At 60.6% G+C, this 21,777-nt stretch carries 15 protein-coding genes; 3 read left to right on the plus strand and 12 right to left on the minus strand.

What is annotated here, in order from left to right; translation table 11 throughout:
- Positions 1-258 precede the first annotated feature (258 nt).
- A complete protein-coding gene (locus tag NCG91_RS27360) occupies positions 259-2,247 on the plus strand; it encodes a sigma-54-dependent Fis family transcriptional regulator (RefSeq protein WP_226939865.1) in 1,989 nt (662 codons plus the stop codon).
- 1 nt (position 2,248) lies between these two features.
- Here the strand turns inward: NCG91_RS27360 and NCG91_RS27365 are convergent, their stop codons facing one another.
- From NCG91_RS27365 to NCG91_RS27395, 7 genes are all read right to left on the minus strand, one after another.
- Positions 2,249-3,259: an FAD:protein FMN transferase gene (locus NCG91_RS27365; RefSeq protein ID WP_251351975.1), complete on the minus strand. Its 1,011-nt coding sequence runs from the start codon at positions 3,257-3,259 to the stop codon at positions 2,249-2,251.
- A complete protein-coding gene (locus NCG91_RS27370; RefSeq protein WP_251351976.1) occupies positions 3,249-5,351 on the minus strand; it encodes a 4Fe-4S binding protein in 2,103 nt (700 codons plus the stop codon). Before NCG91_RS27370 ends, NCG91_RS27365 begins: the two co-directional genes overlap by 11 nt.
- 57 nt (positions 5,352-5,408) lie before the next feature.
- Positions 5,409-6,569, minus strand: coding sequence for a porin (locus tag NCG91_RS27375; protein WP_251351977.1), 1,161 nt, complete (start codon positions 6,567-6,569; stop codon positions 5,409-5,411).
- A gap of 287 nt (positions 6,570-6,856) precedes the next feature.
- Positions 6,857-8,593, minus strand: a complete 1,737-nt coding sequence (locus tag NCG91_RS27380; protein ID WP_251351978.1) for a PQQ-dependent methanol/ethanol family dehydrogenase — start codon at positions 8,591-8,593, stop codon at positions 6,857-6,859.
- 49 nt (positions 8,594-8,642) lie between these two features.
- A complete protein-coding gene (locus NCG91_RS27385) occupies positions 8,643-9,032 on the minus strand; it encodes a DUF779 domain-containing protein (RefSeq protein ID WP_034756816.1) in 390 nt (129 codons plus the stop codon).
- A gap of 55 nt (positions 9,033-9,087) precedes the next feature.
- Positions 9,088-10,608 (minus strand): aldehyde dehydrogenase, encoded by a 1,521-nt coding sequence (gene adh / locus NCG91_RS27390; protein ID WP_099665393.1) that lies wholly within the window; start codon positions 10,606-10,608, stop codon positions 9,088-9,090.
- Between the two features lie 344 nt (positions 10,609-10,952).
- A complete protein-coding gene (locus NCG91_RS27395; RefSeq protein ID WP_099665394.1) occupies positions 10,953-11,909 on the minus strand; it encodes a beta-propeller fold lactonase family protein in 957 nt (318 codons plus the stop codon).
- 204 nt (positions 11,910-12,113) lie between these two features.
- On the opposite strand from NCG91_RS27395, the gene NCG91_RS27400 reads away from it, so the two are divergent.
- Positions 12,114-14,267, plus strand: a complete 2,154-nt coding sequence (locus tag NCG91_RS27400; RefSeq protein WP_251351979.1) for a TonB-dependent receptor family protein — start codon at positions 12,114-12,116, stop codon at positions 14,265-14,267.
- Between the two features lie 59 nt (positions 14,268-14,326).
- Here the strand turns inward: NCG91_RS27400 and NCG91_RS27405 are convergent, their stop codons facing one another.
- From NCG91_RS27405 to NCG91_RS27425, 5 genes are all read right to left on the minus strand, one after another.
- Positions 14,327-15,160 carry a substrate-binding periplasmic protein gene (locus tag NCG91_RS27405; protein WP_251351980.1) on the minus strand — a complete coding sequence of 278 codons (834 nt, stop codon included), beginning with the start codon at positions 15,158-15,160 and terminating at the stop codon, positions 14,327-14,329.
- Between the two features lie 25 nt (positions 15,161-15,185).
- Positions 15,186-15,671 (minus strand): cytochrome c-550 PedF, encoded by a 486-nt coding sequence (gene pedF, locus NCG91_RS27410; RefSeq protein WP_035824926.1) that lies wholly within the window; start codon positions 15,669-15,671, stop codon positions 15,186-15,188.
- A gap of 130 nt (positions 15,672-15,801) precedes the next feature.
- Complete coding sequence (gene rtcA, locus NCG91_RS27415) at positions 15,802-16,821, minus strand: RNA 3'-terminal phosphate cyclase (protein WP_099665397.1); 1,020 nt, start codon at positions 16,819-16,821, stop codon at positions 15,802-15,804.
- 16 nt (positions 16,822-16,837) lie between these two features.
- Entirely contained in the window at positions 16,838-18,073 is a 1,236-nt protein-coding gene (locus tag NCG91_RS27420) for an RtcB family protein (RefSeq protein ID WP_251351981.1), read from the minus strand.
- A 272-nt stretch (positions 18,074-18,345) separates the two neighbouring features.
- Entirely contained in the window at positions 18,346-19,917 is a 1,572-nt protein-coding gene (locus NCG91_RS27425; RefSeq protein ID WP_251351983.1) for a vWA domain-containing protein, read from the minus strand.
- Positions 19,918-20,123: 206 nt separating this feature from the next.
- On the opposite strand from NCG91_RS27425, the gene rtcR reads away from it, so the two are divergent.
- A complete protein-coding gene (gene rtcR / locus NCG91_RS27430) occupies positions 20,124-21,737 on the plus strand; it encodes an RNA repair transcriptional activator RtcR (protein ID WP_251351985.1) in 1,614 nt (537 codons plus the stop codon).
- Positions 21,738-21,777 lie beyond the last annotated feature (40 nt).

Consider the following 21,777-nt stretch of genomic DNA (forward strand, 5'->3'; position numbering starts at 1 on the left):
AGAATTATAGCCGTGCCCTGCGCACCCCGCAAGCGCTATTTTTTGCGCCAGATCAAAGGCAATAGGCCTGGCACCGCAATTGCTTATATGAACACATGCACCGACCACCAAGGGGAGCAACTCTGGGCCAGGCAGCAACACTGGGGATAGCCCGGTTCGCTTTGCTTTGCTCCCATCTGTGACAGGTGCTACATTATGGAACACTCTCGATATTCAAAAGAGCGCCGCAGTACAGGGCCCAACGGAGGCAACGAGATCATGTATCAACCGTCAGCTACTTACCGTAGCGCACCGTTTTCGTCGATTGCGGACGCGAACGTTTTACCGGCAGGACAAGACAACGTCCCCGTCATCATCGAAACGTCGCATCAGCGTTCAGTCGCCTTTGGCCTGTCGCCCACGGCCACGCCCGACTTTACGCCGGCCGGAAAATCCGACCTGTCCTTGCTGATCGAGCAAAACCGCATGCTGCACACGCACGCGCTGCCGGCGATGGAAACCCTGTACCAGCAAATCGTCAACACGCACAATATGGTGATTCTCACGGATGCCAACGGCGTCATCGTGCATTCGCTGGGCGACGATGATTTTCTGGAAAAAGCCAACCGCGTGGCCCTGCAGCCAGGCGTCGCGTGGTCGGAACAAAGCCGCGGCACGAATGCCATCGGCACGGCCATCACGGAAAAAGTACCGACTTTGGTCCATGCGGACCAGCATTACCTAGCCGCCAATCATTTCCTGACGTGCTCCGCGGCACCGATTACCGACCACCGGGGCAATGTGATCGGCGTGCTGGACGTCTCGAGCGACCAGCGCAGTTTCCACAAGCATACGATGGCCCTCGTGCGCATGTCGGCGCTAATGATCGAAAATCAACTGTTTTCTGCCACCTTCGAAGACGCCATCACCGTGCATTTCCATGCGCGCCCTGAATTCATCGGCACCTTGATGGAAGGCATTGCCTCGTTCACACCGGGCGGACGGTTTTTATCCGCCAACAAGAATGGTTTGTTCCAACTGGGCCTGTCATTTGCCGCGCTTCAATCACATACCTTCAGTTCCCTGTTCGGCTTGCCCGTTTCCGCCCTGTACGATCATTACCGCACGGCCGCACCCGGTCTGCTGAACCTGTGCATGCACAGCGGCGTGCGCGTGTATGGGCGCGCACAGTTGCGCCTGTCCAATAGCGTCTTCCAGCACGGCTTTACTGCCAGCACCGACCATAGCGATATCAACGCCGTGCCGGCCCAGGTTCCCGCGTCGGCCAGCCATGCGGCCAACGCGGCGCGCCGCCTGTCCGGTCTGCGCTATCTGCGCACGGGCGATCCGCAGCTGGAACTGGTGATCGAAAAGGTCAACAAGGTGCTGGGGCGCGACATTCCCATCCTCGTCATGGGCGAAACGGGCACGGGCAAGGAATTGCTGGCGCAAGCCATTCACAACGACTCGCCGCGGGCCATGGGACCATTCATCGCCGTCAATTGCGCCTCGATCCCGGAAACCCTGATCGAATCCGAACTGTTCGGCTATGAAGACGGCGCCTTTACGGGGGCGCGCAAGAAAGGCGCGATCGGCAAGATTTTGCAAGCCAATGGCGGCACCCTCTTCCTCGATGAAATCGGCGACATGCCGTTTGGCTTGCAGGCGCGCTTGTTGCGCGTGCTACAGGAACGCATGGTCACGCCGCTGGGCAGCAGCAAATCGATCACCGTCAATGTGGAACTCATTTGCGCCACGAATCACAACTTGCGCGAACGCATGGCCAAGGGACTGTTTCGCGAAGACTTGTATTACCGCTTGAATGGCCTGGTGGTAAAACTGCCGCCGCTGCGCGAACGCACGGACCTGGACACGGTCGTGAAAAAAATCCTCGCGACGGAAGCGCCCGACACGCGCTACACGGTGGCGCCGGACATCCTGCGCATGTTCCACCAGCATAAATGGCCGGGCAACTTCCGCCAACTGACCAATCTCTTGCGCACGGCCATCGTCATGGCGGGCGACGAGCATGAAATCTGCTTGCGCCACATGCCTGATGATTTCCTCGACGATATTGAGATGACGCAAGCGACTGCCGCCAGCGCCAGCACGGACCGCATGATCGCGGCCGGCGCCAACTTGGAAGAGATGGAGCAAAGCGTGATCCTCAAGTCGCTCGATGCCCACGGCGGCAACGTCTCGGCCACGGCGCGTGCGCTGGGCGTGTCGCGCAACACGATCTATCGCAAGGTGCCGCATCTGAAATAGCCTAGAGTAAACGGGAAAAGCCGGGCGACATCGCACGCCGGCCCTGCTTGTCGATGGTCATCAGGTCGACGCCCTCCATGTGCGCGGCCATCGCATGCGCGCGTGCCGCTCCCGTCACCATGAAAGTGGTCGACAAGCCATCGGCCAGCAAGCCCGTGGGCGCCAGCACGGTGACGCTGGCCAGTTCACGCGGCGAGTCACCCCTCGCAGGGTCGAAGATGTGGTGATGCACGAAGTCGGGCGTGAACGTGCATTCGTAGTCGCCCGACGTGGCCATGCTGCGCCCCTCCACTTTCAAGGTGGCCGCCAGGATTTCGCCATCGCGCGGGTCCTGGATGCCCAAGGTCCACGGGCGGCGCAGGGAACGCTGTCCCCGCGCAACGAATTCGCCCGTGTCGAGCAGCGCATGCCGTATGCCGCGCGCTTGCACGGCAGCCAGCGCCATGTCCGCCGCATAACCTTGCGCCAGGCCATTCAGGGTCAGCGCCATGCCAGGCTGGAGAAAACGCATTTCCCGGCTATCCCACGCCAGTTGCCGCCAGCCTACCCGCGCCTGCGCGGCACGGCGCAAGGTGTCCGTCGGCAAGCTGGCCTGGCCTGCCGCCGCGCGAAACAGCTGCCACAAAGGTTGCACGGTGATATCAAACGCCCCATCGCTCCATTGCGACAAGGCTTGTGCCTGCGCCAGCACGGCCAGCAGGTGTGCATCCGGCCGCGTCAATCGGCCGTCACGGTTCAGCTGAAAGACTTGGCTGGCGGGACTGTAAATGCTCATCAGCCGGTCGACATTCCTGGCCGCGTGCAAGGCGTCTTCAATGGCCAGCTCGGCTTGACGCTGATCGTGGTGCAATACGGTGACGGCGATCGTCGTGCCAAACGCCAGCGCGGCGCCTTGATAAGGACGGACTCCAGATGCCGTGACCGTGCCCCGCGCCATACTGCCCGGCAAAGACAAGCCCGCCATGCCGGCCACGCTGCCGATGGCGGCGGAAATAAACGTTCTACGCTGCATTGCTGCTCTCCTCTGCCGAGACCCTGACAATCGGGATGGTGCGGGCACGCTTGATTTCCAGCATCAAGGGTGCGCATTTTTCATCGCTGGCGTAAATCACCACGCAATCCATGCACTGGAAACACTCTCCATAATCGACTTTCCCGCTAGCCACGATGGCGTGATGCTCGCAACGGTGGCGGCAAGTCTGGCACGGCGTGCCGCATTCCTTGCGGCGCGGAATCCAGTTGAACAGGCGAAACCGTCCCAGCAACGCCAGCGCCGCGCCAAACGGGCACAGATAGCGGCAAAAGAATTTATAGGACACACTACTGAGCAGCAGCAAGCCCACGGCATACGCGACAAACGGCCAGGCCCGCACGAAGTTCAGGGTGATGGCCGTCTTGAACGGCTCCAGCTCTACCAGCTTGTCCGTGATCTGGCTGGAAAACACGCTGCTGACAAGTATGGCCGCCAGCAAACCATACTTGATCCATTTCAAGCGCCCATCGAGGCGGGGCTTGATCTTCCATTGCGGCAAGCGCAACCACTGGCCCAGCTTGCCAGTGAGTTCCTGCAGGGCGCCAAACGGACACAGCCAACCACAAAACGTGCCGCGCCCCCAGATCAGCAGGCTGAGCAGCACGAACGCCCACAGGATCACCGTCATCGGGTCGAACAGGAAAAAGCCCAGGCTGCGCCCGGCCAGCAGGGCCTGGATGACGCCCGTGATGTTGACGATCGATAACTGCCCCTGCGCGTAATAGCCGATGAAGCCCACCGTAAACAACAGGAACAGGCGGCGGAACCAGACAAACTGGCGGCCATCGCGCACGAGGCGTTTTTGCCAGGCCAATGCGCCGGCCAGCAGCGCCAGCCCGGTGAGCAACAGCAGCAACTCCGTCTTGCGCCCTTTCCACGTGCCGCGCCACGTGGCATCGTCGCCTTGCGGCGCCGTATAAAAATCAGCCGGCAGGCGGTAATTGAAATCCACATTGCGCGCGATGCGTTCCGGATACACGATGCCCTTGCTGCGCGTGATCGGCATGGTAAAAGCCAGCGGGCTGGCCGCATCGAGGCCTGCCTGGCTGATGACGCGCAAGACGGCGACATTTTCCGTCGGCAACAGCGTCGTATCCGCCAATTGCAATTCCAGATCCAGGTCGCGCATGTCGATGGGCAAGCCATCCTGCTTCAGCAATAACCGGTCCGGCACCGTGCCGCGCACGAAATCGTCGCCCAGCACGCTGTAGCGCCCGCGCGACATGACGAGGATGGCGTGGTCGCCTTCGTCCAGCCGATTGCGCAATTTGTTCCAGCTGCGTTCCGTCAACAGATTGCGCCCCACGCTGGGCACGGACACATACGCCAGGTACAGGTCGATGAACACGCCGTCCGGCGCGCGCATCGCTTCCCCATCGAGTCCCGCACCGGGACTGCCGGCAAACAGGCTTTCAATCTCCTTGTTGCTCAAGCGCAGATGCTGAATCAAGCCCTGCTTTAACATTTGCGCGACATCAAGCTTTTCGAACACGTCCATGCGTATGCGGGCGATCTGGTCCGGGTCACGGCCTTGCGCAAAGCCAAGTTTCTTGCGCGACACTTTCAAGGCCGACGCCAGCACGCTCTGGTTGATGATGCGCACGGAAGCCGTGGCCTTCGACACACCGTCGATATCGGCATGGCTGGCATCGGTCGCCCGTTTCGTCCGGGCACCGATGGCGATATTCTGTTTCAGCGACAAGCCCTGGTACTGTTTGACGAACTGAAACAGCGGCGCTTCGCCCAAGCCATCGAGAAACACGGGTTCGTGCTGCGACAGCACGGCCACGTCGAGAAAACTCCCTTGGGGATTGATAGCGATCAATAAATTGACGGGAACGCCGGAAAAGCCGGGGATCGGCGCCAGATCCACGGATTCAAACACGTAACCGACCAGCTCCGTGGCCGTGGCGTTTTGCCGGAACAATGGCCAGACGGGCAAGTCGGTCTCCTTGTCGCCCACGACGATGGGAGCAGGAAAGCGCCGCACCAGCTCGGCCTTGGCGAGCACGCCCGCCCACGCCTGTCCCAGGATAAACAGGAATAGCCAGCATCCGATGAACAACCGCATTATCCGCATGCACCACGCTCCGTGCGGCGCCTTGTCGCAAGGCGCCGCGTTCGTTTATTAGAAGAAAATAATGCCGCCCAGGGACACGCCATTCATCTTCGCTTCGCCGCCCGTAAAGCCTTTCGAGCGCGTCTGGCCCAGCTCGCCCACCAGGGTGATCGCGCTGTTGAGCGAGTAATACGCGCCCAGGGTCAGGTTGGCGTTCGACTTCAAGCCGCCCGTGCCGGCCGTGTTGTCGTCGTTCTTGCTGATGCCGTAGGACAAGCCCAGTTTCAGCTTGTCCGTCGCCTTGTACGTGCCTTGCAGCAGCCAGTTCTTCGATTTGGTATCGCCCTGGTCCGCATCGGACAGGATGCCCAGCCCCTTGCCGCCCTGGAAGTTGAGCAGCACGCCAGCCGGGCCCATCTGGTACGAACCGCCCACTTCCACGCCGCGCATGGTCAAGTCATCCACGCCCGGCGTTTTCGACGTGAATTTTTGCGACTTCACGCCCAGCCAGGCTTTCAAGCCTTCCTGCGCATACGTCAGCTGTGCCTGCACTTGCGGACTCGACTTTGAAGAATAGGTCGAGCCTGCCACGATGGGCGTATCGGAGACGGGGCTGACCAGCGCCACATCGGCGCCAAAGCCGCCCGACTTCGGCGAGCTGTACATGATCTGGCCATAGTTGCCCAGATAGGTGTAGCCGGCGCCGATATGGCCCAGGGTCACCCGGCCCCGCTGCGTCGCCTGCACGGGTGCGCCTGAACCCAGCAAGGTCATGTCGGACAAAATCGCATTCGCGCCGAAGATGCCGTAGTCGCGGCCCAGCTTGAAGGTACCCATGTGTTCATTGCCAAACGTAAAGAAAGCCTGACGCACATCGACCACGCTGTTCTGGCTGATGGCGCTGTCCGTGGCCGTCGAGTTGTAGATGCCGATCAAGGCTTTCACGTCGTACTCGCCCAGCCGCGAACTTGCCGAGGTGATCAAACCATTCGGCAGCAAGCCGTTGCCGATGGTCGTACGGTCTTTCTCGCCGCCGCAACCGAGCGCCTGGCCGCCCAGCGCCAGCCCGCCCACCGTATCGCCCGAACACGACACTTGCGTGTAGTAGGCGTTGACGATGCCGCCCACCGACACGGTCCAGTCGCCAGCCTTGATATCGACGGCGTGTGCCTGTCCCACCGCTGCGATTGTCATGACACCCAGGCTCCCCAGCTTGATCAATGTATTCATTGCTTCTCCTCTTTCTTCTCTGTTTTTAGTGTGCACACCAGTGATTGATGTACCTCAAGCTTTGGCAATAAGCGTGCCCAGCGCGGCCCAGAGGGAGAAAGAGAAAATACGTATTTGACTTGTGCAGCAGCGGATCAATCGCCACTGCCGGTGTTCATTTTTTGACCGCAAGCAGGCATATCGGGCGTCCAGGTAAACAAAAAACTGACGGCCTGAGCCGTCAGCAAAAAGAAAACACCCGGCGGACAGGGAGACACCCATCCGAGTGGCCCGGATGCTTCACCCCGTTACTTCGATGCCAGCTTGAAGACCCACACGGAACCGCCCTGTTCCAGGAAGTTGACCTTCTTCGCCACCTCGCCGCCCCACAGCGGCACGGCGCCACCCCAGCCGGACACGACGGCAACATATTGCGTGTCGCCATCCTGCCAGGTGACGGGCGGCGCCACGACGCCAGAGCCCGTCTGGAATTTCCACAATTCCTTGCCCGTCTTCGCGTCGACGGCTTTCAGGAAGCCTTCCGGCGTGCCGTAGAACACCAGGTTGCCGGCCGTACTCATCACGCCACCCCACAGCGGCGCGTTGTTCTTGATTTCCCAGACGATCTTGCCCGTCTTCGGATCGACGGCGCGCATGGCGCCGATGTAGTCGTCAAACAATGGCTTGATGGTGAACCCCGCGCCGAGGAAAGCGCCGCCCTTCTTGTAGCTGATCGGCTCGTTCCAGATATCCATGCCCCATTCATTCGCGGGAACGTAGAACAGCTTGGTTTGCGGCGAGTACGCCATCGGCATCTGGTTTTTGGCGCCGAGGAAAGCGGGCGCGGCAAACACGGTCGTGCCCTTCTTGCCTTCCTCTCCCTTGGTGGGGTCGCCAGGGCGGCCGGCGGCAATGAAATTCGGCCGTCCCGTCTTCAGGTCGATACTGCTGGCCCAGGTGATTTTCTTCACGAATGGAAAGGCGTTCTGCAGCTTGCCCGTGTTGGCGTCGATCACATAGAAGAAGCCGTTACGGTCGGCCTTGCCGCCATAGCGCTTGCCATCCATGTCAAAGGTGACGAACTCGTTGGCGCCATCGAAATCCCAGGCATCGTTCGGCGTGTTCTGATACGCCCACTTGATCTGGCCCGTTTTGACGTCCAGCGCCACGGTGGATGACGAGTACAGGTTGTCGCCGGGACGCAAGTGGCTGTTCCACGGCGCCGGGTTGCCCGTGCCAAAGTAGGCGAGCTTGGTTTGCGGATCGTAGGTGCCGCCCATCCAGGTCGAGGCGCCGCCCGTTTTCCACAGGTCGCCCGGCCACGTCTTGTTCGCCGTGCCGGACACGCCGTTGTCGATGGCCTTGCCATCCTTGTCGTAGCGGTGGCCCATATGGCCTTCTACCGTCGGACGGCTCCACACGAGGTCGCCCGTCATCGGATTGCGCGCTTCGACCCGGCCCACGATGCCAAATTCCCCGCCCGACACGCCTGTCAGCAGCAAGCCTTCGGCGATCAGCGGCGCAGCCGTCATCGAGTAGCCGGCCGCGTAATCGTCCACTTTCTCTTTCCAGACGATCTTGCCTGTATTTTGATCCAGCGCCACCAGGTAGGCGTCGAGCGTGCCGAAAATCACCAGGTTGCCATACAGGGCCGCGCCGCGGTTGACCACGTCGCAGCACGGCATGATGCCGTCCGGCAAGCGATGCTCATATTTCCACAGCTTGGCGCCCGTTTTCAAGTCGACGGCAAAGATGCGCGAATACGATGCCGTGACGAACATTTTGCCATTGTGAATCAGCGGCTGCGATTCCTGGCCCCGCTGTTTTTCGCCGCCGAACGAAAACGACCATGCCGGCACCAGCTTGGCCACGGTCTTGTCATTGATCTGCGTCAACGGCGAATAGCGCTGGCCTTGCGTACCCATGCCAAACGACAGGACGCTGGCCGGATTCTTTGCCGTGCTGTCGAGCATGGCATTGGTGACATTGCCCACGTCGGCCGCCTGGGCCAGCGATGCCAAACCCAAACCGATGAGTATCCCCATGATTTTTTTCTGCACAATCATCTCCCTCTGTTTTATTAGTATGTGTGTATCAAGTCTTGCGGTGCTCATGCGGCTGGGCATGCAACAGCGCGCACTCTTCATCGGTGAACAGGCGCGAGCGCGTCAAAAAGCGCTTGCCCGTGCCGTTGTCGAGTGAAAACATGCCGCCATTGCCATCGACCACATCGATAATCAACTGGGTATGCTCCCAGTACTCGAATTGCTCGAGTCCCATGTAGAACGGTGTGCCATTCAAATTGCCGAGATAAATGTCGGTGTCGCTGACATCGAACTCGCCCAGCGCGTAGCACATGGGCGCACTGCCGTCGCAGCAGCCGCCCGACTGGAAAAACATCAGCGGGCCGTGACGCTGGCGCAACTTGTCCATCATTTCCAGCGCCGCATCGGTGGCGACCACCCGGGCAATTGCTGCACTCATGGCATCCCTTTCTGCGCGCCGCGCCTGGACTGCAAGCGCGGCGCCTGTTGCCGGTTTAGAAGAAGCCCAGCGCTTTCGGGCTATAGCTCACCAGCAAGTTCTTCGTTTGCTGGTAGTGGTCGAGCATCATCTTGTGGTTTTCGCGGCCGATACCCGATTGCTTGTAGCCGCCGAACGCGGCGTGGGCCGGATACAGGTGGTAGCAATTGGTCCACACGCGGCCCGCCTGGATGGCGCGTCCCATGCGGAAGGCGCGCGAACCGTCGCGCGTCCACAGGCCGGCGCCCAGGCCGTACAAGGTATCGTTGGCAATCGCCAGCGCGTCAGCCTCATCCTTGAAGGTGGTCACGGACACGACGGGTCCGAAGATCTCTTCCTGGAAGATGCGCATCTTGTTATTACCCTTGAACACGGTCGGACGCACGTAGTAGCCGCCTTCCAGGTCGCCCGCCTGCGTATTGCGCTCGCCGCCGGCCAGCACTTCCGCGCCTTCCTGGCGGCCGATGTCGAGGTAGGACAGGATTTTTTCCAGCTGCTCCTGCGACGCCTGGGCGCCGATCATGGTGGCAGAGTCGAGCGGATTGCCCTGCTTGATGGCAGCCACGCGTTTCAAGGCCCGTTCGATGAATTTCTCGTAGATCGATTCCTGGATCAGCACGCGCGATGGGCAGGTGCACACTTCACCTTGATTCAGCGCAAACATCGCAAAACCTTCCAGGCACTTGTCGAAATAATCATCATCGGCATCCATCACGTCTTCAAAGAAGATGTTCGGCGACTTGCCGCCCAGCTCGAGGGTGACGGGAATCAGGTTTTGCGCGGCGTAGCCCATGATCAGACGGCCCGTGCCCGTTTCGCCCGTAAAGGCGATCTTGGCGATGCGCTTGCTCGACGCCAGCGGCTTGCCCGCTTCCAGGCCGAAACCGTTGATGATGTTCAGCACGCCCGGCGGCAGCAGGTCGCCGATCAGCTCGATCAACACCATGATGGAAGCCGGAGTCTGCTCGGCCGGTTTCAAGACGACACAATTGCCGGCCGCCAGGGCTGGCGCCAGTTTCCACACGGCCATCAGGATCGGGAAATTCCACGGGATGATCTGGCCCACGACGCCCAGCGGCTCATGGTAGTGATAGGCATAGGTTTCCGCATCGATTTGTGCGACGGAACCTTCCTGGGCGCGGATGCAACCGGCGAAGTAACGGAAATGGTCGATGGCCAGCGGAATGTCGGCATTCATCGTTTCGCGGATCGGCTTGCCGTTGTCGATGGTTTCCGCCGTGGCGATCAGGCTCAGGTTCTGTTCGATGCGGTCGGCGATACGGTTCAGGATATTGGCGCGCTCGGCAGGCGACGTCTTGCCCCATGCCTCCTTGGCGGCGTGCGCGGCGTCCAGCGCCAGCTCGACGTCTTCCGTCGTGGAACGGGCGATTTCGCAAAACGGCAAGCCCGTGATCGGCGTGATGTTAGGAAAGTATTCACCTTTTACTGGTGCAACGAATTTGCCGCCGATGTAATTGTCATAGCGTTGTTTGAAGGGATTGGCTACGCCCAGTTTGCTGATGTCTGCGAGATTCATGTCGTCCTCTATCGGGTTAATTAGAATGGAAATACTTAATTAAAATCAAACGTCCTGGTACAGATGGGGTGAGTACACGGAGTCTTCCGCAAATGCCGTGCCAGCTCGCCATCCCACTACAAACTTAGCCGGTTTTACCCCCGTTACAAGGGCGTGGCGTCAATCCCGGCCTGCTTTTCAGCGCATGCCCCGGACTTGGGTGGGGGCGTGGCGCTGTTTGCGTTTTGAACAAGGTGGCAGCATCCTGTTCCAATCCGGGCCAGCCCTGCTGTGCCGCCCCGTCGCCGCTGCACAATGGAACAGGTGTACCAGACTGGAACACCTGCGCCTGTGCCATGAAGGAATCAACGAATCACCACGCCCCATGGCAATTCACCCACGGCAATATCGGCCACCTTGCGCGCGCTGGCCGTGTCGATGACGGACACGCTGTTCGAGCGGCCATTCGCCACGTACAGCTTGGCGCCGTCCGGCGTGATGGCCATGTTCCACGGGCGCTTGCCGACGCCAATCGTGGCCGTGACCTGATTGCTGGCCGTGTCGATCACCATCACCGTACCGTCGATACCGTTCGAGACATACACTTGCTTGCCGCCGGGATGGACGGCGATGCCATTCGCATTCTTGCCCGCTGGAATGGTGGCAATCGCCTTGCGTGCGGCCATGTCGATCACGTAGACGGCATTGACCAGTTCGCACGCCACGTAGGCGCGGCCCGAGTCCGGACTGAAACCGATGCCGCGCGGCCGCAATCCCACGGCGATGGAAGCGACCTGGCGGCGTTGCGCCACATCAATGACATCGACTTGCTCCGCCTCTTCCGCGCTGACCAGCAGCCAGCGCCCATCCGGGCTGAAGACGGCGTGTTCCGGATTGCGTCCCTGCACCTTGATATCGGCGAGCAAGGTACCTGTCTGGCCATCGAGCAAGGCCACGCTATTGTTTTCCTCGACGGCAACGGCCACGTGACTACCGTCTTGCGAGGCGCTGACGCCTTCGGGCGACTTGCCCAGTGCCACCGTGCGCACGGGCGCGCCGCCAGCGTTGTCGATCAGCAGCAAAGCGCTGCTGGCGGCATCCGTGACAAACAATTGCCGCCCGGCAGGGTCGGCGGCGATGCCGCGCGGACGCTTGCCTGCGGCGATCTGGCGCACCACCTGGTCGGTCGCCGTGTCGATCACGCTCAAGGTGCCCGACTTTTCATTGGGAACATAGGCAAAGGGAGCGGCCTGGACAGCGGTGCTGGCGAGCGCCGGCAGCAGCCAGCACACCTGGCGCAGGCGCGAGAAGAAGTTGGGCATAATCACCTTTTCAATGGCAAAACGAGGGGAAAGCGCGCCGCATCGGCGCCTCTGACAATTACCGTATGCAAACGCCGTGCCACTGACACGCGTATAATTTCAGCCCACCAATGGAGACATGGCAGGCATATTGCTTGATACACCTACGCAGACCTGTACCGCGCACGCGATCAAGCAGGCTTTTATTCACATTGGAGAATCCGCATGCAGCATCGTTTCCGCCTGAACACCATCGCCAGCCTGTTTGTCGCCGGCAGCGCCACCCTCGCCCCCCATGTCTTTGCCGCCGAGGCAGCTGACCCGGCCAATGGGCAATTCATGGATACGGTGGTCGTCAGCGGCAGCCGCATCGCCCACCCCAGCCAGGAAGTGCCGGCCTCGATCGACGTGGTCGACAGCGCCCGCATCCAGGAGGGCCAAATCCGCGTCAACGCGTCGGAAGCGCTGGCCGCCGTGCCGGGCCTGGTCGTGCAAAACCGCCAGAACTACGCACAAGACTTGCAAATCTCGTCGCGCGGCTTCGGCGCCCGCTCGGCCTTCGGCGTGCGCGGCGTCAAGCTGATCAGCGATGGCATTCCCGCCAGCATGCCCGACGGCCAGGGCCAGGCCACCACCTTCAATCTCGATACGGCCGAGCGCATCGAAGTGCTGCGCGGACCGTTTTCTGCCATCTACGGCAACCATTCGGGCGGCGTGATCCAGCTGTTTTCCAAGGATGGACAAAATCCCCCTTCCGTCGAACTGAATGTGACGGGCGGCAGCTACGGCACCAGCAAGGTGGACTTGACGGCGCAGGGCCAGGCAGGCGGCATCGGCTACGTGCTCGACGGCTCGCGCTTCCGCACGGACGGTTTCCGCGACCACAGCGCCGCCACGCGCGAACAGGCGTTCGGCAAGATCACCGTCAAGCCGAATGCGGACAGCAAGCTGACCATCGTCGCCAACAGCCTGCATCAAGGCAACACGCAAGATCCCCTGGGCGTCACCTGGCCCACGTTTGCAGCGAACCCGCGCGCCGGCGAAATCGACACGACGGACACGCAAAACCCGAAACGCACCCTGGCCGAGCGCTACAACACCCGCAAGAGCATCGACCACCAGCAGATCGGCGCCACCTATGAACAGGCGTTCGGCGATGACCGACTGCACGTGATGGTGTATGGCGGCAACCGTGACGTGATCCAGTACCAGGCGTTTAATAAAGCATTCCAAAATACCAAAGTGGACGGTCTACTTAAGCATTCGGGCGGCGTGGTCGACTTCCAGCGCCAGTTCTATGGCATCGACACCAACTGGCTGCACGTGAACCAGCTGGCCGGCGGCAAGCTGAGCACCACCATCGGCATCGACTATGGCCGCTCCAGCGATGACCGCACCGGCTATGAGAACTATATCGGCGAAGTGTACGGATTGAAAGGCAAGCTGCGCCGCGACGAGCAGGATGTCGTTTCCAGCCTCGATCCGTATATCCAGGCGGAATGGCAAGGCGGCCCATGGCTGCTCAGCGCAGGTGTGCGCTACAGCAAGATGAAAGTGGCGGTCGACGACCATTTCCTCAGCAACGGCAACGATAGCGGCAGCCTGGAGTTCAGCCACACGACGCCCGTGCTGGGCCTGCTGTATAAACTGACGCCGAACGTCAACGTCTACGCCAGCGCCGCGCGCGGTTTCGAGGCCCCAACCTTGAACGAACTGTTTTACTCGGGCACAGGCGGCGGCTTCAATTTCAACTTGAAGCCGGCCACCAGCACCAACCTGGAAGCGGGTGTCAAGGCCAGGATCGCCAACAACACGCACGTGAATGCGGCCTTGTTCCAGATCAAGACCAACGACGAACTAGTGGTCGACAAGTCCAGCGGCGGGCGCACCAGCTATCGCAATGGGGGTAAAACCTTGCGCCAGGGCATGGAAGTGTCGCTGGATTCGAACCTGCCATATGGCTTCACGACCAAAGTGGCGCTCACCAGCCTGCATGCCGTGTATGACCAGGCATTTGGCGGCGTGCGCGAAGGCAGCCGCTTGCCGGGCGTACCCAGCGCCAACCTGTTTGCGGAGCTGGCCTGGAAAGATACGCTCGACCGTTTTGGCGCAGCGCTGGAAAGCGTGGCCAGCAACCAGGTCTACGCGGAAGACAGCAACATCGAAAAACCGGCGCCCGGCTACACGGTATTCAATGCGCGCTTCAACGCCAGGCAAAACGTGGGCAATTGGCGCTTCAAGGAGTTTGCCCGCCTGAACAACCTGTTCGACAAGACCTACGTGGGTTCCGTCATCGTCGGCGACAGCAACAAGCGCTACTATGAAGCGGCACCGGGACGTAATTGGTTGCTGGGCGTTAGCGCCCAATATAGTTTCTAAAACTAAAAAGCCCGCGCCTCTTCCGATGCGCGGGCTTTATTGTCATTCAACATGGCCTGCTATGGCCGTGCTTCCTTCACCCCATATTTCTCGAAGATGGCTTTCAATTCGCCGCTGGCCGCCATTTCGTTCATGGCTGCCTGCAGCAACTTGCCCACGTCGAGCTGCTGGCGGCTGACGGCCAGGCCCACGGCCCAGCCCGCACGCGGCAGGCGGGCGAACGCCACTTCGCTCATGGGGAAAGCGGGATCGCTTTTCAGCACCGATTCGATTTCCGAACGGTTGGCCAGCACGGCATCGAGCTTGCCCGTCTGCAATTGCTGCAAGGCTTCGGCTGCCGTGTCGAAGATGCGCACGTCGTCGCGGTACTTGCCATTGTCCTCGCCCAGCATCAGCATGGCCGCGATCGACACCTTTTCCACACCGATGCGCTTGCCGGCCAGCGAGGCGACGCCATCGAATTGCGGCACGGCTTGCGCACTGCGCGCCAGGCGCACGGTTTCCACATAGTATGGCGCGAAGATCTCGACCTTGTCGTTGTCCGCCATCAACTTCTTGTCGACCGGCACATGCAACATCACATCGGCGGGGCCATAACCGAGGTAATGTCCCTTCCACACCATATTGCGCAAATCGTCGTTGAGGTTTTCGCCGGCGGGAAATGGCAGCAAGCTCAGTTTCAGCCCCAGCTTTTTCGCCAGCGCTTCGGCAATATCGATATCGATGCCCGTACCCTTGTCGGAAAACGGCGCGAATTCGTTGTACACAGCCACTTTCAGGCTGCCCGACTGCTGCACTTTTTGCCAGTCGGCGCGCGCCGGCGCGGCGGCGCACAGCGCCAGGCAAGCGAGCGAGATCATCGCGCGCGCGCCCCGGAATTGAAATGAACGCATGGGACTCCTTTGTGATCAGTTCGACTTAATTCGACTCGCGGCGCGTTTCCAGATAGGTCTTGATGGCCCACATGGCTTCCTGGTTGAACACGCCTTCGAACGGCGGCATGTACACGGCACCATTGCGCACTTTACCGTGGCGGATGGTGGTCAGGTAGTAATTGTCCGTTTCCTTGTAGCACGCCTGTTTCTTTGTCTCATTCTTGATACCGAAACAATCGCGGTCCAGCTGGCGCAAGTCCGGCGCGATGCCGCCCGAGATGGCTTCGATGCCGTGGCAGCGGGCGCAATTCTGGTTGTAGGCAGATGTGCCCACCGTCAAGGCCAGTTTGTTGCCCCGATACGGGTTTTGCTCGAGCCATTTGTCACCCACCTTGGGCAAGCCCGTGGTGTCGACGCCTTGCGGCGTGACATTGCCGTGCGCATAGGCATGCGGCAAGGTCAGCAGGGAAGTGAGGGCAACGGCGCCGGCCGCCGCCACGCCGAGCAGGGTACGAATGGAATAGGTCATGCTGGTCTCCTTGGTTTTTTAGTCAATACCAAAGAAGAGCAAATGCCATGCCATGCGTCTATGCCCCACATCCGGCCGCCCATGTATCAATTTGGAACAGCTGCAACACGTAGTTGTATCACCGCGCGCCTCAGGCGGCGGCCACCGTGCAAATGCTGCCGCGCGCCTGCTGCTCGAAAGTAATACGCACGGGCAAAAATCGGGCAATCACCTCCGCATTCGTCAGCGCATGCTGCGACACCTTGTTGCAGCTGAAGGTACCGCCGCCCGCCAGCGCCATGGGCAGCAAGAGCTGGTCGGCCAGATGCTCGCCGACGGCCGCGTCCGTCTTGAGGTAGGCGCGCACCTCGTTCAACAGGCGCTTGGCCACGGACTCGGCCAGCAAGGACTTTTCGCCGAACGAAGTAAATACTTCCGTGACATGCTCATGCTCCAGGGTCAGCAGCAGGACGTTGCCCGGCCCCTGCTCCGCCGGCAAGCCGACGAGACGCAGCTGCTTGCCGCTCCAGCCCATGCCGCTGGCGACACGCTCGAGCTCGCGCTGCGCCACCTGCACATGCACGCCCGCCACCACGCTTTCCGCATACCCCGCCTTCCGTTCGCCGCGCTGCAGCAGTTGAATCGGCTGCAAGCGCCGGCACGGTTGCACGGTGGCCGTCACCTCGCCGCCGCCCGCGGGATGAAAGCCGTAGCGTTGCAGCGCGATCTCCACCTCGGCACCCATCTGCTGCAGGATGCGGCCATACGCGCGCTGCAAAAAATGCACGGGCGGCGCCATGGCATTGTGCGTGCCGCCAGTGATGCGCACGGTGGATGGCCCATCCGCATGCAGCAGGGCCGGCAGCAAGGTTTGCAGCACCAGGGTGCAGCTGCCGGCGCTGCCGATGGCAAAGCGGTAATCGCCGCCGCGCAGGGGGCCGGGAACGAATTCCAGGCTCGACGCGCGCAGCGCCACCGGCGTCGTGCGCGCCCCGCAAATGGCGGTTGCCGCCTGCACGGCCAGCAGATGCTGGCGCAGCAAGCCGGGCTTTTCCCGTCCCGCGCGAATGTTACTCAGCCGAAACGGTTGCCCCGTGATCATCGACAGGCTCAGCGCCGAACGTAAAATCTGTCCGCCGCCTTCGCCTTGCGCTCCATCTATTTCTATCATCTCTGTTTTCTCTCTCTTATCCTTTGACGCAGACGACCTGCTTCAAGATATGCACGACATCGACCAGCTCGCGCTGCGCCAGCATCACCGCATCGATATCCTTGTAAGCCATCGGGATTTCATCGATCACGTTTTCATCCTTGCGGCACTCCACGCCTTGCGTGGCGCGGATCTGGTCATCCAGGTTGAAACGCCGCTTCGCTTCCGTGCGGCTCATCGTGCGTCCCGCGCCGTGGCTGCAGCTATGGAAACTCTCGGTATTGCCTTTGCCCCGCACGATAAAGCTCTTCGCGCCCATGGAGCCGGGAATGATCCCCAGTTCGCCCGCGCGGGCCGACACGGCGCCTTTGCGCGTGATCAATACATCCTTGCCGAAGTGGTGCTCCTTCTGCACATAGTTATGGTGGCAGTTGACGGCCTCCACGTGCGTCTGGAACGGTTTATGGATGACCGTGCGCACGGCGGCGATCAAGTTCTGCATCATCACTTCGCGGTTGTTGCGGGCGAAACGCTGGGCCCAGCCCACCGCTTCCACGTAATCGTCGTAATGCTGCGTTCCCTCGGCCAGGTAAGCCAAATCCTGGTCGGGCAGGTTGATGAAGTGGGTGCGCATATCCTGCTTGGCCAGTTCGATGAAATGGGTGCCGATGGCATTGCCCACGCCGCGCGAACCGGAATGCAGCATGAACCATACGGAACCCTGCTCGTCGAGGCACACTTCGACGAAATGGTTGCCGCTACCCAAGGTTCCCAGGTGGCGGTAATTGTTCGTATTTTTCAGCTTTGGCGTTTTCAGGCAAATCGCATCGAATTCATCCTTCAATTGCAGCCACGCCGCATCGACCACCGATGGCGGCGTATGCCAGGAACCTTCATCGCGGCCGCGGTGGCCGCGCGTCTTCGGCGACATCCCGTGCGGAATGGCGCGTTCGATGGCGCTGCGCAGCGGTCCCAGGTTATCGGGCAGATCGTTCGCCGTCAGCGTGGTTTTCGCCGCCATCATGCCGCAGCCGATATCCACGCCCACGGCCGCCGGAATCACGGCGCCCAGGGTGGGAATCACGCTGCCGATGGTTGACCCCTTACCCAGGTGGACGTCGGGCATGACGGCGATATGCTTGTAAATGAACGGCAGGGTCGCCGTATTGCGCAATTGTTTTTTAGCCGCTTCTTCGACAGGCACGCCACGCGTCCACATTTTCACTGGACGGCTGCCTTCGGTATGCAGGACTTCGTATTCTTCGTTTTTCATCGCTATTCTCTTCTTCTATTGTATAGGGGGTGATGACCAGGGTTGGTGAAACAGTTGCCGACGTATCGGCCCAGGATGTAGTTCCACCGGCATTCATCAGTACGACAACCCGACAAGGGGGGACAGGATTTCTGGCAGACGCACTGCGCCTGCCAGGCCGGTTTGACGCGGCTGATCGATGTAATCCTGTCAGCATTCGGGGTACTACGGCGCATAACAAGCGTGGACAGGACGTCTCTTATGTAGTCTTGTCCGCATTCATGCGCTTTGCTTCAACAACCTGGTGCCGCGATATCGATGGCGGCGATTTCTCCCACCCAGTGAGCGGGGTCCAGTTGGCCGGCGGCAAAGGCGGCGATGATCTTGAAGACGTCGTCGGAAAAACCGCCGATATTCAGGATATCCTCGCGCTCCATCGCCTGCGTGGTGGCATGCGGCGCAATATCGATGCACACCAGTTTCGCCTGCGGATTGCGCTGCTTGAAGACATTCCACTGTCCCATGGTCGCCGTGGCGCCGCTGCGTTTGGCGTCGATCCACGATTCGTTATCGGACACATAGATCACCAGGTCGGCCAGCTCCTTCTTGCTGTTCATGCGCAGCAGCGGAGCGCTGCAATTGGTACCGCCGCCACCGATGGCCGCCAGCCTGGCCGCGTTGCTCATCACGCTATCATCCGCGCCGAGTCCGCACTGCACCACGCTGTGCTCGAACGGCAGCACCATGGCATCCGGATTCTTGCGCAACATGGCCGCCGCCACCAGCGCCGCCACATCGATGCAGCGCACGCTGGACGTGGCGCTGCCGCGAAAACCGCTGACGGGCGAGGACATCGAACCGGAAACGTCGGGGCACACCACCACCTTGCCAGCGATCTGCGGCACGTTCAGCAGCGATATTTCCAGCGCCTGTTCCAGCGCATCGCGCACGACGGCCGGCACGTGCTCGCCGGCCGCCATGCAAGCCGACATCAGCTGGTACGGAAACACCCGTGCCCGGCCAATCGCCTCGGGATCGCGCAGCTTGGCGGCGATCAGCTCCGGCATGCCGGCTATCGCATACACGCCGTGGCGGCCAAAGGTATTCAGATTCATACGCACCATCTGCCAGCTGCCCTGGCGGGCGATCTGCGCCCAATCCTGTGCGCTCAAGGGCAGCGCCGTCAGCATCTGGAAGGGCACGTCCGGTATCGTTTGCGCTGGATCAAGCTTGTAAGCTTCGAATGCGGCCAGCACCGGCGGCAAGGCCGCGGCATCGTACGGCTTGCCGATCAGCCAGGCGAAGAAGGCCGCGCGCCACGCTTCCTGCGGTTTCGGATGCACCATCTTGACCACGTCGGCCAGCGATGGCGCATTGCCCACGGCCGCGGCCAGCAAGGCTTGTTCCGACGCGCCGTTCAGCCATGCCTGCACCAGCTTCTTCGGGCGCGATCCCAGCGACTTGCGGCCCACTGCCCCCGAGCGCATGATCTGCACGAAGTTACGCAGCATCTTGCCGTTGTTAATCACACGCTGAAAGGCCGGCGCGCATTCCGCGGCGCCCTGCCCCGCCAGCACGGCCACCAGCAAGGCCGGCATGTCTTTCATGTAGCCCCGTTCGCGGCAGTACACGGCCGTCTGCGCAATGAAGGCCGGCTCGACCGCCTGGCACAGCTCGCGTACTTTCGCCAGTTGCGCTTCGGCGCTGGCATAAAACGTCGCATTCAGGCAGCCGGTGGCCGCGTATTGCGCCAGCTGATGCCGGGGCGTCAGCGCGTAAGCGGGTGCGCCTTCGGCATTGCGTGCCAGCGCCGCTGGCATGGTTGCTGTCTGTTGCGCGCTCTGGAATAACTGGGCGTTGGCCATTTTTCGTTCCTCTCTGCTCTCTACGTTTATCTCGTTGGTATCTCCTCTATTGCAAGCGCTGTGCCAGCTTTCAATGTTTTCTCAAAAATTTCCATAACCAATTGATTTCATTGAATAATATTTTCATACAGACTTTACCTTGAACATATCTATGCAACCGCGATTTGGAATACAATTATCTTTTCAGATAAATTTTTATCCCATATATGCAAGCAAAACGCACCGTCGTCATCGGTTTTCTCGGTACGCAGCTCGACAATGGCAGGGGAGCTGCACGCTGGGAAAAGTGGCGTCCCAGCATCGCCCTGACCCAACACGAGGACAAGATCATCGACCGCTTCGAGTTGCTGTACGCGGGTAGCCAGTTCGACAACCTGGTACGCCAGGTGTCGCAGGATATTGCCAGCGTCTCGCCCGAAACCAGGCTGATCTCCCATGAACTGCCCATCAGCGATGCCTGGGACTTCGAAAATGTGTATGGCGCGCTCTACGACTTTGCCAATAGCTACCCCTTCGATCCGGACAAGGAAGACTATTGGATTCACATCACCACCGGCAGCCACGTGGTGCAGATATGTATGTTCCTGATGACGGAAGCGCGCTATTTTCCTGGCCGTCTCGTGCAAACGTCGCCGCCGAAGCGCCAGGCCACCGGCAATCCCGGCAGTTACGCATTGATCGACCTCGATCTGTCGCGCTACGACCAGATTACCCAGCGTTTTACGCGCGAGCAGGCCGAAGGCGTGGCCTTCCTGAAGTCCGGCATCGCCACGCGCAATGCGAAGTTCAACGGCATGATCGATGAAATCGAGCGCGTCGCCATCAAATCGAAAGCCCCCATGCTGCTGATGGGACCTACCGGCGCCGGCAAATCCTTCCTCGCGCGCCGCGTGTATGAACTGAAAAAATCGCGCCACCAGATCGACGGAAAATTCATCGACCTCAATTGCGCCACATTGCATGGCGATGGCGCAGCCTCCACCTTGTTCGGCCATATCAAGGGGGCATTTACGGGAGCTGGCTCGGATCGACCCGGCTTGCTGCGCAGCGCGCACAAGGGCTTGTTGTTTCTCGATGAAATCGGCGAACTGGGGCTCGACGAGCAGGCCATGCTATTGAAAGCGATCGAGGAAAAACGCTTTTTCCCCGTCGGTGCGGACACCGAGGTGCAGAGCGACTTCCAGCTGATCGCAGGCACCAACCGGGACCTGGGCAAAGAAGTGATGGCCGGCCGCTTCCGCGAAGACCTGTATGCGCGCATCAACCTGTGGACATACGAATTGCCGGGCCTGGCGCAGCGGCCGGAAGACATCGAACCGAACCTGGAATACCTGCTGACACAATACAGCGCGGAAACGGGCGAACGCGTGCGCTTCAACAAGGAGGCACACGAGCGTTTCATGCGTTTCGCCACCCTGCCCACCTCGGCATGGAAGGGCAATTTCCGCGATTTATCCGCCGCTGTCACGCGCCTGGCCACCCTGTCGGAAGCGGGCCGTATCACGGATGGTGTTGTCGATGAGGAAATCCGGCGCTTGAAGCGGATGTGGCAGCATCATGACAAGCCTGCCAGCGGCATGGAAATCGACCTGGCCGATATCATGGGAAGCGAGGCAGCCACGCAGCTCGACCTGTTTGATGCGCTGCAGCTGCAGGCAGTGATCAAGATTTGCCGGCAATCGAACAATATGTCCGATGCCGGCCGCACCCTGTATGCCGTATCGCGCGCGGCAAAAGCCAAACCCAACGATGCAGACCGGCTCAAAAAATACCTGGCCCGCTTTGACCTTGATTGGGATAGGGTCTGCCAACTTAATTAAATGAAAAAAGCAGCGCTTGGCGCTGCTTTTTTCACGCCTA

It is taken from the genome of Janthinobacterium kumbetense (assembly GCF_023703445.1).
Classification (GTDB): Bacteria; Pseudomonadota; Gammaproteobacteria; order Burkholderiales; family Burkholderiaceae_D; genus Janthinobacterium; species Janthinobacterium kumbetense.